The organism is uncultured Paenibacillus sp. (assembly GCF_963515335.1).
Classification (GTDB): Bacteria; Bacillota; Bacilli; order Paenibacillales; family Paenibacillaceae; genus Paenibacillus_I.
The window spans coordinates 1-15,055 of the sequence record NZ_CAUPYC010000089.1 but is presented as its reverse complement, the minus strand read 5'-3'; the positions used below and the strand labels follow the sequence as shown (position 1 = coordinate 15,055).

The following is a 15,055-nucleotide window of genomic DNA, read 5'->3' as shown; positions in this document are numbered from 1 at the left end:
CTTTTCAAAGACGAGACTCGATCAAGCGTGCGGTTTTATTTTCACAGAAAAAAAGATCCAATTCATTATATTTTTATTAGACCAATAGAGGAGGCCGGCAGGGTGAAGCTGGATTTCGTCGTATTGACCCAGGACAGCCTGGAACGATACGATGCGTTTCGTTCGGCTTGCGCGGACGCGGGCGTCGTATGGGCGGACAGCGCAAGGCTTTGGCTCGGGCAGCCGCCGCGGCCGAGCGCGCTTTTCGGCTTCGCCCATCTGGACGAGGGCCGGCTCCGTGAAGCGGTCGAGCGGACGACCCCCGTGTGGAGCGCTATGAAATAGAAAGCGCTATGCCTGCACGTTGCGACGTGACAGACATAGCGCTTTAATAGCTTGCGAATCGTGCCGGTGCCGGTCAGCCTTCCGTCTTCAGAATGCCGAGCGCTTCGCCCATCCGCACCTTGGAGCCGGGCATCAGGTCGCCGCGCAGCGTGAACGAATCGTCCTCCATCAGCAGGACGACGGTGGAGCCGAACTCGAACCAGGCGAACTCGCCGCCGCGTTCCGTCCGATCGGACCAAGGCTCGACGTAACGGATGCTGCTGACGTTCATCGCGCCGACCTTGACGACCGCCACCTCCACGTTTTTGTGACGGATATAGGTGATCAACCGCTCGTTGCGGCTCAGCACGCGCTTCATATGGCGCAGGCCGAATTCGTTGACCGGATACACGCGGCCGGGCACATGCTCCCGCTCCACGATGACGCCGTCCACGGGGGCATGAATCCGGTGATAGTCGGTAGGGCTAAGATAGAGAACGACGCAGTAACCGTTTTTATAATTTTCGGTGCGGGGGGAACGCGCAAGCAGCTCCTCGACCGTATAATCCTGTCCCTTGATGTTGAGAATGGTGCCGGCGTTGACCGGTCCCGCCCCCGTAATCAGCGCGTCGACCGGACTGACGAGCACATCCTGCCCGGCATCGACCGTTCTCGCGCCGGCTTTCAGCCGCCGCGTGAAAAATTCGTTTAGGGTGCCGTATTCATGCAGCTGTTTCTCCGCTTCGTGCACCGCTATGCCGTACATTTTGGCGAATCGCGGAATGAGCCGGCGGCTTGCGGGGGATTGGGCGAACCGTCCGGTTAATCGCGAAATCCATTTGCGCGAGCCAAGCTCGGTCATCGACCGCAGCAACCATCTGGTCATTCGACTTTCTTCACGTCCTCTCTGACTTTTCAAGCCTTAGTGTGACATAACCTCAGGGACAAATCAATAGACGGAAGCGGTTCCCGCTTCGCCCGGATTCGGTTTCCCGCACAGGCGGGCATTCATAAACAGGCGGATGTATGAATGGTATTCGATCCGGCGATGCTGGCGGAAGAGGTGATGAAGATGGTATGGCTGATGGCGGCCGGCCTGGCCGCGGGGACCGCGCTGCTGTGGTGGATCAGGCGGATGAGCATGAGGGCCTTGAAGGCGACGGATTGGGCGGGGGCAGCGGCGTTGTTTGCGGTGTTCGCGATCGCGGGGGAGAGCGTGGCGGCTACGATCCTGCACGATACCGTGTTCATGACGGAGGTGCACAGGTTTTTTGCGAATCCGTTTTTTCTGATCGGCGCCGGGTATCTGGGGCCGTTCCTGCTGGCGAAAATGCTGGAGCGCAAGTGAGGCCTCCGGCGCCGGCCGCTTTCATAAACATGAATGAAGACGTATTTCAACCTGTTCCGGGAAGGGCAGGTTATTTTGTTTTTATAAGAATACGCCGCGGAGCTTTGCTTCTCTTTTTCGGGGTTATTGTGTCGTTCGTCGCTGTGACTGCCGTCACAAATCCGTCGCAATTATTGGCGGCCGTGTGATTTCCCTCACAACTTTACGCCCTTTTCGGCACGTACAATCGGGGCATGAGACGATGGGAGGGAACGCTCGTGAAAAAGGAACGGGATCCGCAGCTCAAAGGCGCATTCGCCGCCGTACTGCTCCTCGGTTTCATCCTGGCTGCGTCTTGGACGGCCGTCTATTTGCTTTTCATTAACCGATAAATCAAGGGGGGTCCGAACCAACATGCACATTCACAAGCTTGAAAAAATTTGGCTTGCCATCGGCATCGCGATGCTCGTCGTATTCCTCACCGTGCTCGGCGTATCGGCATTCGCGCAAGGCATGCAGCCGCCGAGCGGCAAGCAGCAGGCGATCGATCCGGCGAAGGCGGCGGAGACTCCGCCCTTCGACAAGCCGGGCCTGAGGCAGATCGGGGATAACCGGTACGAAGCGGTCATGCTTGGCTTCGCGTTCGGCTTCGAGCCGCGCCAGCCCATGGAAGTTCCCGCCGGAGCGACGGTCGACTTCGTCGTGACGGCTACCGACGTCGTCCACGGCTTCGCGATTCCGCGCACCAACGTGAACATGATGGTCGTTCCGGGCGAGGTCAGCCGCGTCACCCATACGTTCGACAAGCCCGGGGAGTATTTGATCCTCTGCAATGAGTACTGCGGAATCGGGCATGAATACATGCAGACGAAAATCGTCGTGAAAGGGTAAAATGACCATGCAAATGACAGCTTCCAATGGGACGCACAGGCCTTTCGACCGCCGCGACAGCGCCCTGGTGCTCGCGCACGTGCTTTTTGCCTTTGCCGCGTTGCTGATCGGCGGCATCGCCGGCCTGCTGCAGGGCCTTGTCCGCGGCGGAATGGTAACGCTGCCGGCGAACATCGGCTACTATCAGCTTCTGACCGCGCACGGCGTGCTGATGGCACTCATTTTTACAACATTTTTCATCATGGGCTTCATCTACGCGGGCCTGGCCAAAACATTGGGCGGGCATCTGCTCGACAGCGCAAGACGCCTCGGCTGGGCAGGCTTTGCGATCATGGGGCTGGGCACCGTGCTCGGCACGATCATGATCCTGCTCAACAAGGCGACGGTGCTGTATACGTTCTATGCGCCGATGAAAGCCGACTCGTTGTTCTATATCGCACTGGTGCTGATCGTCGTCGGCAGCTGGATCAGCGGCGCGGGCATGATCCGCAATTACAGCTATTGGAAAAAAACGCACAAGGGCCAGACCTCGCCGCTGTTCGCCTTCATGGGCATCGTGACGATGGCGCTGTGGCTGATCGCGACGCTCGGCGTTGCCGTGGAGGTGCTGTTCCAGCTGCTGCCCTGGTCGTTCGGCTGGGTCGACACGGTCGACGTTGTGCTGAGCCGGACGCTGTTCTGGTATTTCGGCCATCCGCTCGTCTACTTCTGGCTGCTGCCGGCTTACATGTGCTGGTACGTATGCGTGCCGAAAATGATCGGCGGCAAGCTGTTCAGCGATTCGCTTGCACGGCTGGCTTTTCTGCTGTTCCTGCTGTTCTCGATTCCGGTCGGCTTCCACCACCAGCTTATGGAGCCTGGTATCACGCCGTTCTGGAAATACCTGCAGGTCGTGCTCACCTTCATGGTCGTCATCCCGTCCCTGATGACCGCCTTCTCGCTGTTCGCCACGTTTGAGATGGCCGGACGCAAGCGCGGAGGCACAGGGCTGTTCGGCTGGCTGCGAAAGCTGCCCTGGAAGGACGCGCGTTTCTTCGCGCCGTTTATGGGAATGGTCATCTTCATTCCTGCAGGGGCAGGCGGTCTTGTCAACGCGAGCAACCAGATGAACGCGGTCGTGCACAATACGCTTTTTGTAACGGGGCATTTTCATCTGACGGTGGCGTCCAGCGTCGCGCTGACCTTTTTCGGCATTGCCTATTGGCTGATTCCTGCCGTAACCGGGCGCAAGCTGACGGCGAAATTGCACCGCTGGGGCATCATCCAGACGATCGTCTGGGCGGTCGGCATGTTCCTGATGTCGGGAGCGATGCATCTGGTCGGCCTGTTCGGCGCGCCGCGCAGAACGGCGTACACGACGTACCAGGGCAATCCGGAAGCCGCCGCCTGGATTCCCTATTACGTAACGGTCGCCGTCGGGGGCGTGATCCTGTTCGTCGGCGTGCTCATTCTGGTCGGCATCATCATCGGGCTGCTGCGCGCGCCGAAGGGCGAGGAGGAGTTTCCGATCGCCGAAGCGGAAGCGGATGCGGCGCCTACGCCTCGTTACCTCGAGCGCTGGAGCGTCTGGATCGGGATTGCCGTCGCGCTTATCCTGATCGCCTATACGGTGCCGGTGATCGATATGATCAGCAGCGACGCGCCGGGCGCGAAAGGGCTGGTGACGTGGTAGCCGTTGGGCAATTCGACACCCGGCAAATCAACGACAACCCGGCAAGTCAAGGGTTGACAATAACGAAGGCTTACGTTTATAGTCTAAGCATGTATCCACTAGGGGCGCCCCCCGCGGGCTGAGATAAGGCGAAACGCCTTGGTCCCTTCGAACCTGATCTGGGTTATGCCAGCGTAGGAAAGTGGGAATATGCCCGGCCATCCGTTTCACGCAGCCGCTTCCGTCCGGCGCGGAGCAATCCGCGCGGAAACCTTGCGGCCGCCGCCGCCCGCATGTTTCAGCCGCTTCCTCGCCGAAGCGGCTTTTTTGCGTCCCTGAGGGCGCGGAAGGCCCCTTTTCCGGCGAGCGGAGCGGCGCGGACGGCGGCGTGCCGGCTTGTGATCGAAGACGCGGCGGGCATAGACGTCACGGCTCGCGGCCGTGACTCCCTCTTGCCTCCTGGTGGATAACGACTTGTATCCTAGGAGGTATTTTTATGTCCATTTTAACGACTCCACTGCCGGGCAGCCGGAAAACGTACGTGAACGGACCGCGCGGGGATGTGCGTGTTCCGATGCGGGAAATCGCGCTTGAGCCGAGCTCGGTGCGCGGAGAGGAAATTCCGAACGAGCCGGTGCTCGTCTATGACGCAAGCGGTCCTTATACGGATCCGTCTTACACGGCCGACGTCCGCAAAGGGCTGCCGGGCTTGCGCGAGGGCTGGATTGCCGAGCGGGAGGACACCGAAACGTATGAAGGAAGAACGCTTCGTCCGGAGGATAACGGCTTCCGATCGGCGGAGAAGGCGGAGGAGCTCGGCGCGGAACGGTTTCCCGGGCTGGACCGGAAGCCGCTGCGCGCCAAAGCCGGCGGCAATGTGACGCAGCTGCACTATGCCCGCAAAGGGATCGTCACGCCGGAGATGCAGTTCATCGCCGTGCGCGAGGGGATGGATCCCGAATTCGTGCGTGCGGAGGTGGCGGCGGGCCGCGCGGTCATTCCGGCGAACGTCAATCATCCCGAGAGCGAGCCGATGATCATCGGGCGTCATTTTCACGTGAAAATCAACGCCAACATCGGCAACTCCGCGGTTGCCTCTTCGATCGAGGAAGAGGTCGAGAAAATGACGTGGGCGACCCGCTGGGGCGCGGATACGATTATGGATCTGTCCACGGGACGCAACATCCACACGACGCGCGAGTGGATCGTTCGCAATTCCCCCGTGCCGGTCGGCACGGTGCCGATCTACCAGGCGCTGGAGAAGGTGAACGGCGTGGCGGAGGATCTGACGTGGGAAGTGTTCCGCGATACGCTCATCGAGCAGGCCGAGCAGGGCGTCGATTACTTCACGATCCATGCGGGCGTGCTGCTTCGTTACGTGCCGCTGACGGCAAAGCGGGTGACCGGCATCGTCTCGCGCGGCGGCTCGATTATGGCGGCCTGGTGCCTGGCGCACCACAAGGAGAACTTCCTGTATACGCATTTTGAAGAGATTTGCGAGATCATGAAAGCCTACGACGTGACGTTCTCGCTGGGCGACGGCCTGCGGCCGGGCTCGATCGCCGATGCGAACGACGAGGCGCAGTTCGCGGAGCTGGATACGCTCGGCGAGCTGACGCAAATCGCCTGGAAGCACGATGTGCAGGTAATGATCGAGGGACCCGGCCATGTGCCGATGCATCTGATCAAGGAGAACGTCGACCGCCAGATGGAGGTGTGCGGCGAAGCGCCGTTCTACACGCTCGGACCGCTGACGACCGATATCGCGCCGGGCTACGACCACATTACGTCGGCGATCGGCGCCGCGATGATCGGTTGGTTCGGCACCGCGATGCTCTGCTACGTAACGCCGAAAGAACACCTTGGCCTGCCGAACAAAGAGGACGTCAAGGACGGCGTGATCGCCTACAAAATCGCGGCCCACGCGGCAGACCTCGCCAAAGGGCATCCGCGCGCGCGGATGCGCGACGATGCGCTGTCCAAGGCGAGGTTCGAGTTCCGCTGGCGCGACCAGTTCCATCTGTCGCTCGATCCGGAGCGGGCGATGTCCTATCACGACGAGACGCTGCCGGCGGAAGCGGCGAAGTCGGCGCATTTCTGCTCGATGTGCGGGCCTAAGTTCTGCAGCATGCGGATTACCCAGGACATCCGCGACTACGCGGAAAAGAACGGCCTCGACACCGAAGAAGCGATTGCGGCCGGGATGAAGGAGCAGTCGGAGTCGTTCAAGGCCGGAGGCGGCAAAATTTATGCGTGAGGCCGCGGCCGGTTTGACGGGGATGGAAGAACCGGCTGCGGAATGGCGCGAGCGTTACTCCCGCCAAATCCGGTTTGCGCCGATCGGCGAAAGCGGACAGCGCCGGCTGGGCGAAGCCGCGGTGCTGATAGTGGGCGCCGGGGCGCTAGGCGCCTCGCTGGCGCAGCATATGGTTCGCGCCGGCGTCGGGCTGGTCCGGCTCGCGGACCGCGATTACGTCGAGCCGAGCAACCTGCAGCGGCAGGTGCTGTTCGACGAGGAGGACGCGCGGCTGGCGCTGCCGAAAGCCGTCGCGGCGGCCCGCAGATTGCGCGGCATCAACAGCGCCGTGACGGTTGAGGAGCATGTGGCCGACGTCGGCCGGCGGGAAGCGTCGGAGCTCACGAGGGGCGTGGATCTCGTGCTTGACGGGACGGATAATGCGGCGGCCAGGCTTGCGTTGAACGATGCCTGCTACAGCCGCGGCATTCCGTTGCTGTACGGCGGTGTGACCGGCGCGCAGGGAATGAGCGCGGCGTTTATTCCCGGCGAGACGGCATGCCTGCGCTGCGTGATCGGCGGAGAGGACGGCGGCGATGGCGAGACGTGCGATACGGCGGGCGTGATTTCGCCGGCGGTCGAGCTCGTAGCCGCGCTTCAGGCGGGTGAAGCGTTGAAGTGGCTCGCCGGCAGGCGTGAGGCGATGCGCGGCACCTGGCTTTCGGCGGCGCTGTGGCCTTTTGCGGTTCGCGAGATGAGGCTGCCCGCGCCGCAGCCGGATTGCCCCGTATGCGGCGGGGAACGGCCGGCATCGGTGGAACGCGATGCGCCCTCAGGCGGCGATCGGGAGCCCGCGGATCGCCGCGACCGGGTGACCGCAAGCGGCGGTCGGGCGGTAGGCGGCGTCGACCGGGAAGCGGGAAGCGTCGACCGAGAGGCGGATAGCAGCGGTCGCGCGGCGGGAAGCGGCGACACAAGACAAAGCTTCGCCGCGGCGGCCCTGTGCGGACGCGATACGGTGCAGGTGACGACAGGCCGGCCGCTGGAGCTGGACGCTTTTGAACGCCGCTGGCTGTCCGCGGGCGTCGCCGTCGACCGCAATCCTTATTTGCTCCGGGCGTCGCTTGACGGGGGCGTTCGGCTTGTTCTTTTTCCGGATGGGCGCGTACTTGTTCAAGGCACTTCGGACATTGCGGAGGCGGTTCGTCTATGCGGCGAATACGTGAACGATTATGAAACGGAGAGGGAGGCTGGCATTCGACATGGCGTTGGAACGTGATTTTTCCCTCTATGTCATCACAGGTGAAAACAATCATCCCGGGCGGTCGATGATAGAGGTGATGGAAGCCGCCTTGGCCGGAGGCGCCGATATCTTGCAGCTTCGCGACAAGACCGCGGCGCCCGGCGAGCTTCTGGAGAAGGCGCGGGCGCTTCGCGAGTTGACCAGGCGATACGGCGTGCCGTTTATCGTGAACGACCATCTTGATATCGCCATTGCGTCGGATGCCGACGGCGTGCATCTCGGCCAGGAGGATATGCCGATTGCGGAAGCCAGAAGACGGCTTGGTCCGGACCGCATCATCGGGATCTCGACGCATGCCGTCGGGCAGGCGAGGGAGGCCGAGCTTGCCGGAGCCGATTATATCGGCGTCGGTCCCGTGTTCCCGACCGGCACGAAGCCCGGCAGGCAGGCGGTGACGACATCTTACGTTCGGCAGGTTGCGGCGGAAATTCGCATTCCGTGGGTGGCGATCGGCGGGATTACTCCGGATAACGCGGAAGAAGTGCTGGCTGCCGGGGCGACGAGGCTGTGCGCGGTGTCGGCGATTGTCGGGAGCCCGGATCCGGCCGGTGTTTGCCGTACGTTCAAGGCGAAGATTCAGGCGGCTGTCGGGGCGCAAGGAGCCGATGCGGGTTTTGGCATGGTTACGAGCGCCGGCTCAGGCTCAGAATCCGAATCAGGTTTCGGATCAGGTTCCGGTATCGGCTCCGACGATGGCTCGGACGGCTCGATCGCAGTGCGGATCAACGGCCGGGAGGAGCGTGTTCGGCCCGGCTCTCTGCGTCAGTTGATCGAATCGTACGGCCTCGGGGACAAACGTATTGTCGCGGAGCTGGACGGTGAAATCGTACAGCGCGGGGCATGGGATCGCACCCCGCTCCGGAGCGGGGCTTCGCTGGAGCTGATTCATTTTGTGGGAGGGGGTTGAAGTGGCGATGACGAGGGAAGAGCCCGTAATGGATAGGCTCGTAATCGGCGGAAAAACGCTGCGTTCCCGGCTGTTTCTCGGAACCGGACGGTTTCCGAGCCCGGCCGTCATGCAGCAGGCGCTGGATGCGTGCGGCGCGGAGGTCGTGACGTTCGCCGTACGGCGCGTGAACCTGGACGGCGTCGAGGACGATGCGGTGCTGCAGCATCTGGAGGATCGGCCTTTGACTTACTTGCCGAATACGTCCGGCGCGACGAACGCGGCGGAAGCGGTTCGGATCGCCCGGCTGGCGCGGGCCGCCGGACTCGGCGACTGGATCAAGGTGGAAATCAGCGCCGATCCGCGGACGCTGCTTCCCGACCCGATCGAGACGCTGCGGGCGACCGAGGCGTTGGCAAACGACGGTTTTACGGTGCTGCCTTACACGTCCGACGATCCGATTCTATGCAGGTATCTTGCGGATGCGGGCGCGGCCGCCGTCATGCCGGGCGGGTCGCCGATCGGCACCGGCCTCGGCATTCTTAATCCTTATAACCTCGGCTTGATCGCCGAATCGGCGCGCGTGCCGGTCATCGTCGACGCGGGCCTCGGCTCGGCGGCGGACGCCGCGCAGGCGGGCGAGCTTGGGGCGGCCGGCATTCTCGTCAATACGCCGGTCGCCAAAGCGCGCGACCCGATCGCCATGGCCCGGGCGATGGCGAATGCCTTTGAAGCGGGCCGCCTGTCCCGTGCGGCGGGACGGATTCCGAAGCGGCCCTATGCGTCGGCGAGCAGCTCGGCGGCAGGCGTGCCGGATGCGCTGCCGGTCGACCTGGGCGGCGAATTGCGGCTTGAGCGTGCCGCCGCCGGCGCGGGCATCGGCAGCGGGAGCGGCAGCAGCGGGGACAGCAGCGGCGCGAAGGGCGGTTGACGGGATGACGGACAAGGTTATCGTGCTCGGCGGCGGGATAGTCGGTCTTTCTTGCGCCTTTGAAGCGGCGGGGCGCGGTTACAAGGTGACGGTCGTGGAGACGGGCAAGCCGGGCGGGCAAGCATCGGGTGCGGCGGCGGGCATGCTTGCCCCGTATTCGGAAAACACGGAGCAGCCCGACGCTTTTTTTCGGCTATGCCTGGACAGTCTGCGTCGTTATCCACAATGGCTTGAGGAAATCGAAGAAGCGTCGGGACGCCGGATCGAGCGGATTCCTTCCGGCAGCCTGAACATCGTTTATCACGAGGCGGATTTGTCTCCGCTACGGACCCGTCTGCTGTGGCAGAACCGGTTCGGCGCGGAAGCGGAAATCGTGGAGGGTTCCCGGCTCAGGGAGCTGGAGCCGCTGCTGTCGCCGAACGTTGAAGCGGCACTCTACTGTCCGCGGGAAAGCCATGTTTACGCGCCGGATCTGGTGTCTGCGCTGGAGGATGCCTGCAGGAGCAGGGGCATCCACATCGCGGATCATTGCGGCGCCGTAACGGACGTTCGGCTCACATCGGCGCCGGGTGTAACCGTATCGACCGAAGCGAGAGGGGACATCGCTGGCGATCGGCTGGTCGTATGCACCGGCGCCTGGACCGGAGCGCTCGGGCGCTGGTTCGGGCTGCATTTTCCGGTTCATCCGATCCGCGGCCAAATATGCGCCTATGAGCTTCCCGTCGGCGTTGTCCGGCACATGGTGTTCTCGCCGCAGGCGTATTGGACCTCCAAGGGCAACGGCACGCTGGTTTGCGGCGCTTCGGAGGATGTCGCGGGCTTTGACACCGCCGTAACCGAGAAAGGGATCGGCCGGCTGGTGCGTTCGGGGCCGAAAGCTTTTCCTTTTCTGGCGGATAAGCCTCTTATTCACCGCTGGGCGGGGCTGCGGCCTGCCACGAGGGACGGTTGGCCATTGCTCGGACAATTGGCGGAAGCGCCTCATGTTGTGATTGCGGCGGGGCATTACCGCAACGGCATCTTGCTGAGCCCGGCTACGGGGGCCTCTGTGGCGGACCTGCTGGACGGCAAAGCGGACCGGACCGAGCTCGCCCCGTTCTCGCCGGGCCGGTTCACCCTTGCATTGGCGGGGGGACTGCCGGTATGACCGGGGAGGCTGGATTTCCCCGCGCGCTGACGGTGGCGGGCTCCGATTCCGGCGGCGGCGCGGGTATTCAGGCGGATCTGAAAACGATGCAGGAGCTGGGAGTGTTCGGCATGAGCGCACTGACGGCGGTAACGGTTCAGAACAGCCTCGGCGTGCACGGCGTTCACCCTATGGAGCCTGCGGCTGTCGCGGCCCAAGCGGAAGCGGTACTGTCGGACATCGGCGCCGATGCGGTCAAGACGGGCATGCTTTTCTCGGCCGAGGTCGTGGAGGCGGTGTGCGGCGTTTTCGACCGCTATGCGGTGCGGAGGCTGACCGTCGACCCGGTCATGATCGCCAAAGGCGGCGCTTCGCTGCTTCGCGCGGAGGCGGTGGCGGCGATGATTCGCCGGCTCCTGCCGATGGCCGAGATCGTTACGCCGAACGTGCCGGAGGCGTGCGCCTTGCTCGGCTTGCCGGAAGGAGCGATTCGCGATGAGTCCGACATGGCCGATGCGGCCCGCCAAATCCGGCTGCTGGGGCCGGAGCACGTGCTTGTGAAGGGGGGCCACCTTCCGGGAGCGGAGGCCCGCACCGAGTGTGCGGACGTGCTGGTCGGCGGCGGCGGTTTGGTGCGCGTGCTCCGTTCGCCGTTCGTTCCGACCCGCCATACGCACGGAACCGGCTGCACGCTGTCGGCCGCAATAACCGCCTATCGCGCGCGCGGGCTGGCCGTGGAGGAAGCGGTGCGGGGCGCCAAGGCTTTTGTGTCCAAGGCGATCGCGCAGGCCGTGCCTACGGGCGGCGGAGTCGGCTCGCTGTGGCATGCCGCGCACCGTAGCGCGCAAGCGGAATAAGGATATGCGTCAAGCGTCCGCCGTAACGGCGGGCGTTTTTCGTAAATTGCCGCGGTTTGCGGGGGCAGCAACGCCGGAACCCGACACAAATCGCTCCAACCCGCAATACCCGGCTTGCAGCTCCCGCTCGGCCCGCCACCGCCGCTCCAACCCGCAAAACCGGCTTGCAGCCGCCGCCCGCCTCGACTCGCCGAGTCCCGCCCGACCGTCATTGTAATCCGGAAACGTATAGGCAGGCGTCCACGCACAACACAGTCGCACAACGCAATTCGCCAGCCGCTGTCATTTTCTTCGCCCATGAAAGGTGACCTGCCTATAGGTGAATGCATATGATACGGATAACTTAGGTGCGAGAAGGAGAGGGCTATGGCGAAAAGCAGAAAAAGGAGAAACGTCAGAGGGCGAAAACCGCTCTTTTACGTCGATAATCCGAATACTTCGGAGCTGCAGTGGCTGGACGAGTCGAAGCCGAAACCGTCCGCGGGCGCGGCCGGAACGCCGCATCGTGCGAGAGCGGAGCTTCACGCCGCTGCGCCGGCGGCCGAGCCGGAAACCGTCGTTCCGCCTGACAAGGTTGCTCAAGCGATCGAGGAGAGCGAGGAGCAGAAGCTTCAGGAAGCGAACCTCATCGAAGCGATGGCGGAGGAGGCGCGGGCCGAAAAAATCGAGAAGCTGGAGGAGAAAAGGCTGCCGTTCAAGCCGGCTCCGATCGTCTATACCGACGATTTGGCGGACGAGGCCGTTACGAACGAGAAAATCGCGCGCGGTTCGATCGACGGTTCACGGTTGAAAGCGGGCACCATCGTCACGCATACGCTGGGCGACTTTGCCGTGGAAAGCATTAAAATAGCCGACGGAGCGGTTACCGGTTCCAAAATCGGGTCGGAAACGATCACCGGCGATCATCTGGCCCCGCGCTCGGTGTCGGGCAGCAAGCTGCTCGACCGGTCCATCGGCGGAGAGAAACTGCGGGACGGCAGCATTACGACGGAAAAGCTGGCCGACCGGACAATTGGTCCCGACAAGATTGCCGAGGGCTCGATCGAATCGAAGCATCTGCGCGATGCGATCGTCACGACGGAGCTGATTCAGGACCGGGCGGTGACCGGCGACAAAATCAGCAGCGGCGCGGTGCGGAGCGAGCATCTCGGCAATGAAACGGTGGATACCTCCAAGCTGGCTGACGGCGCCGTCACCGCCTCCAAGCTGCGCGAGCATGCGGTTACGAGCGAGAAAATCCGGGCGGGAGCCGTTGATTCCGTTCATTTGAAGGACGGTGCGCTTTTGTCCCAGCACGTCGCATTGGGGGTGCTGGAGGGAAAGCACTTGGCTCCGGACGCCGTCTCCGCCTTGCATCTCGCCGAGGGCTCCGTCGCAAGCCGGGCGCTTCAGCAGGGAAGCGTGGGCGCGGAGCATCTGGCAGCCGGAGCCGTAGGTCCGGAACATCTGGCCCCCGAGTCGGTTCAAGGAAGCCACATCGCACCCGGTGAGATCGGGGCGTCCCATTTGCCGGATTTGCTGATTACTTCCGCCAAGCTCGCGGATCAATCGGTATCGACCGTAAAGCTCGTCGAGCATGCGGTCACCAGCTCCAAAATCGCGGACCAGAGCATCATCGCGCAAAAGCTTGCCGACGATTCCGTGCTGACGCGCCATTTGGGACGATCGAGCGTAACGGGCGAGAAGCTGGCGGACGAGAGCATCTCGGGACGCCATATAACGACAGGCTCGATCGACGGCGAGCATTTGCGGCCTTCCTCCGTGGCGGGCCGCCATCTGGAGCAGGCATCCGTTGGAAGCGACAAGCTCGCGCCGCTGTCGGTGCTGGAAGAGCACATCGGGGCGGGCGCGGTCGGAATGGCGCAGATCGCCGACGGCTCCGTCTCCGATGCGAAGCTGGCGGAGCACAGCGTCAGGGCGGAAGCGATCGCCGACGGCCAAGTGCTGACCCGGCATCTGGCCGACGGGGCGGTCACCTTCGAGAAGCTGGCGCCCGGCTCGCTGCGGCCGTATCATTTAACGACGAACGCCGTGACGGCCGAATCGATTGCCGACGGCTCGATTGCCGCCCGTCATTTGCAATCGGAGTCCGTCGAAGACGTTCACCTAAGCGACGGGGCGGTCGGGACGGATGCGCTGAAGGATGGAGCGGTCGCCGCGGCCAAGCTGGCGCACGGCGCGGTAAATGAGCGGCATCTGGCGGCGGGTGCCGTGTTCGCGTACCACCTGGCCGACCATGCGGTGAATTCGCTCAAGCTGTCGCCGGAAAGCGTGTCCACCGACAAGCTGACCGATTGGGCGGTCACTTCGGCCAAACTGGCGGCCGCGAGCGTAACCGCGGATAAGCTTGCTCCCGCATCCGTCGGCTCCGGACAGCTTGCTTCCCAATCCGTCACGGCCGCCCATCTTGCGCCTTCCTCCGTCGGCCCGGAGCAGCTGCGGGAGGAAGCGGTGACCGGCAGCCGTTTGGCAAAGGACGCAGTCGGTTCGGAGCATATCAAGCCGGCTTCCATCGGTCGGCGCTCGCTTGCCAAAGGTGCGGTCGATCCGGACAATATCGCGGATGAGGCGATTCAGAGCCGGCATCTGTCCGATCAATCGGTTCTCGGCATCCATATCGGACTCGGAGCCGTGCATGAGCTTCATTTGGGAGATGCGTCCGTAACGGAAAGCAAAATTGCACCGCAGGCGGTGGGGCACGCGCAGCTTCAGGCCGGATCGATCGGAAGCGGGCAGCTGCAGGATCAAGCCGTGGAGGCGCGCCATCTGACGGCCGGATCGGTGGAAAAGAAGCATTTGGCCCCTGGCTCGGTCGGCGGGCTTCAATTAGCGAAGCAATCGGTGGGAAGCGAACATTTGGAGGCGTTGTCGGTCGGGATGGAATCGCTGCAGGATGGGGCCGTCGCTTCGTCGAAGCTTGCGGCCCAGTCGGTCGGAACCGAGCATTTGATGCTCGAGACCATCGCCGGCAAGCATATCCGTCCGGAAGCGATCCAAGGTTACCACATTCGCAAGGGCGCCATTACGACGGCGCATCTTGCCGACGGGCCGTTGACGCCGGGACGCCTTCCGGACGGTTCGATACCCGGCGTGAAGCTCGCGGCGGGCTCGGTCGGAGGAGACCGGTTGGCCGGAAACAGCGTCGGCTCGGCGCAGCTTGCGGCGGAGTGCGTTTCCGAACGCCACTTGGCCGACGGCGCCGTAACCTTTGCCAAAATTGCGGAACGCTCGATCGCGGCCGGCCACCTTATTCGGCATTCCATTACTCATGAACTGATCGCCGACGGCGCCGTAACGGGCGGTCATATCGCCGAGGGCTCGATCGGCGCCGTTCATTTGACGGATGGCGCAATCGAAGGAAGGCATATCGCGGACGAAGCAATCGGCGCCCGTCAGCTCGCGTTCCGCGCGGTCGGCGCGCAGGAGCTGGCTGAAGGCACGGTCGGCTCGGCGCACATCGCGCAGGGCGTGATCGAAGGCCGGCATGTAGCGGAAGGCGCGATCGGCTCGGCGCAGCTGGCGGACGGGGCAGTAGGAGAAAGAG

Annotated in this window: 12 protein-coding genes, 1 pseudogene and 1 riboswitch; of the genes and pseudogenes, 12 read left to right on the top strand and 1 reads right to left on the bottom strand. The window is 63.3% G+C overall.

Features of this window, described 5'->3' with window-relative positions; genetic code table 11:
• Positions 1–102 precede the first annotated feature (102 nt).
• The gene (locus RWM61_RS18860) at positions 103–324 is read left to right on the top strand and encodes a hypothetical protein (RefSeq protein ID WP_314003695.1); all 222 of its coding nucleotides are present in this window, start codon (positions 103–105) and stop codon (positions 322–324) included.
• A 73-nt stretch (positions 325–397) separates the two neighbouring features.
• Here the strand turns inward: RWM61_RS18860 and asd are convergent, their stop codons facing one another.
• Complete coding sequence (gene asd / locus RWM61_RS18855) at positions 398–1,189, bottom strand: archaetidylserine decarboxylase (protein WP_314003693.1); 792 nt, start codon at positions 1,187–1,189, stop codon at positions 398–400.
• A gap of 144 nt (positions 1,190–1,333) precedes the next feature.
• Here asd and RWM61_RS18850 point away from each other — a divergent pair, with 144 nt between their 5' ends.
• The 11 genes and pseudogenes from RWM61_RS18850 to RWM61_RS18800 form a co-directional block, all read left to right on the top strand.
• Positions 1,334–1,651: a hypothetical protein gene (locus RWM61_RS18850; protein ID WP_314003691.1), complete on the top strand. Its 318-nt coding sequence runs from the start codon at positions 1,334–1,336 to the stop codon at positions 1,649–1,651.
• Positions 1,652–1,908: 257 nt separating this feature from the next.
• Positions 1,909–2,022, top strand: a complete 114-nt coding sequence (locus RWM61_RS18845) for a cytochrome c oxidase subunit 2A (RefSeq protein WP_314003689.1) — start codon at positions 1,909–1,911, stop codon at positions 2,020–2,022.
• A gap of 22 nt (positions 2,023–2,044) precedes the next feature.
• Positions 2,045–2,521 carry a cytochrome c oxidase subunit II gene (locus tag RWM61_RS18840; RefSeq protein ID WP_314003687.1) on the top strand — a complete coding sequence of 159 codons (477 nt, stop codon included), beginning with the start codon at positions 2,045–2,047 and terminating at the stop codon, positions 2,519–2,521.
• Positions 2,522–2,528: 7 nt separating this feature from the next.
• Entirely contained in the window at positions 2,529–4,193 is a 1,665-nt protein-coding gene (locus RWM61_RS18835; RefSeq protein WP_399539022.1) for a b(o/a)3-type cytochrome-c oxidase subunit 1, read from the top strand.
• A gap of 90 nt (positions 4,194–4,283) precedes the next feature.
• Positions 4,284–4,390, top strand: a riboswitch (TPP riboswitch).
• A gap of 278 nt (positions 4,391–4,668) precedes the next feature.
• Positions 4,669–6,429: a phosphomethylpyrimidine synthase ThiC gene (gene thiC, locus RWM61_RS18830; RefSeq protein ID WP_314003683.1), complete on the top strand. Its 1,761-nt coding sequence runs from the start codon at positions 4,669–4,671 to the stop codon at positions 6,427–6,429.
• Positions 6,422–7,687, top strand: coding sequence for a ThiF family adenylyltransferase (locus RWM61_RS18825; protein ID WP_314003681.1), 1,266 nt, complete (start codon positions 6,422–6,424; stop codon positions 7,685–7,687). The genes thiC and RWM61_RS18825 overlap by 8 nt, the downstream gene beginning before the upstream one ends.
• Positions 7,671–8,618 carry a thiamine phosphate synthase gene (gene thiE / locus RWM61_RS18820; RefSeq protein ID WP_314003679.1) on the top strand — a complete coding sequence of 316 codons (948 nt, stop codon included), beginning with the start codon at positions 7,671–7,673 and terminating at the stop codon, positions 8,616–8,618. Before RWM61_RS18825 ends, thiE begins: the two co-directional genes overlap by 17 nt.
• Positions 8,619–8,625: 7 nt before the next feature.
• Positions 8,626–9,528, top strand: coding sequence for a thiazole synthase (locus tag RWM61_RS18815; RefSeq protein WP_314003697.1), 903 nt, complete (start codon positions 8,626–8,628; stop codon positions 9,526–9,528).
• A 4-nt stretch (positions 9,529–9,532) separates the two neighbouring features.
• Positions 9,533–10,675, top strand: a complete 1,143-nt coding sequence (gene thiO, locus RWM61_RS18810) for a glycine oxidase ThiO (protein ID WP_314003677.1) — start codon at positions 9,533–9,535, stop codon at positions 10,673–10,675.
• On the top strand, positions 10,672–11,511 hold the full coding sequence (thiD, locus tag RWM61_RS18805) for a bifunctional hydroxymethylpyrimidine kinase/phosphomethylpyrimidine kinase (protein ID WP_314003675.1): 840 nt from the start codon (positions 10,672–10,674) through the stop codon (positions 11,509–11,511). The genes thiO and thiD overlap by 4 nt, the downstream gene beginning before the upstream one ends.
• A gap of 366 nt (positions 11,512–11,877) precedes the next feature.
• A pseudogene (locus RWM61_RS18800) lies at positions 11,878–15,055 on the top strand (hypothetical protein); the annotation flags it as partial.

Bases quoted from the DNA above. Each gene is read 5' to 3' on its own strand.
- asd (WP_314003693.1), bottom strand. From the start codon at position 1,189: ATGACCAGATGGTTGCTGCGGTCGATGACCGAGCTTGGCTCGCGCAAA.
- RWM61_RS18850 (WP_314003691.1), top strand. From the start codon at position 1,334: ATGGTATTCGATCCGGCGATGCTGGCGGAAGAGGTGATGAAGATGGTA.
- RWM61_RS18840 (WP_314003687.1), top strand. From the start codon at position 2,045: ATGCACATTCACAAGCTTGAAAAAATTTGGCTTGCCATCGGCATCGCG.
- RWM61_RS18835 (WP_399539022.1), top strand. From the start codon at position 2,529: ATGCAAATGACAGCTTCCAATGGGACGCACAGGCCTTTCGACCGCCGC.
- thiC (WP_314003683.1), top strand. From the start codon at position 4,669: ATGTCCATTTTAACGACTCCACTGCCGGGCAGCCGGAAAACGTACGTG.
- RWM61_RS18825 (WP_314003681.1), top strand. From the start codon at position 6,422: ATGCGTGAGGCCGCGGCCGGTTTGACGGGGATGGAAGAACCGGCTGCG.
- thiE (WP_314003679.1), top strand. From the start codon at position 7,671: ATGGCGTTGGAACGTGATTTTTCCCTCTATGTCATCACAGGTGAAAAC.
- RWM61_RS18815 (WP_314003697.1), top strand. From the start codon at position 8,626: ATGACGAGGGAAGAGCCCGTAATGGATAGGCTCGTAATCGGCGGAAAA.
- thiO (WP_314003677.1), top strand. From the start codon at position 9,533: ATGACGGACAAGGTTATCGTGCTCGGCGGCGGGATAGTCGGTCTTTCT.
- thiD (WP_314003675.1), top strand. From the start codon at position 10,672: ATGACCGGGGAGGCTGGATTTCCCCGCGCGCTGACGGTGGCGGGCTCC.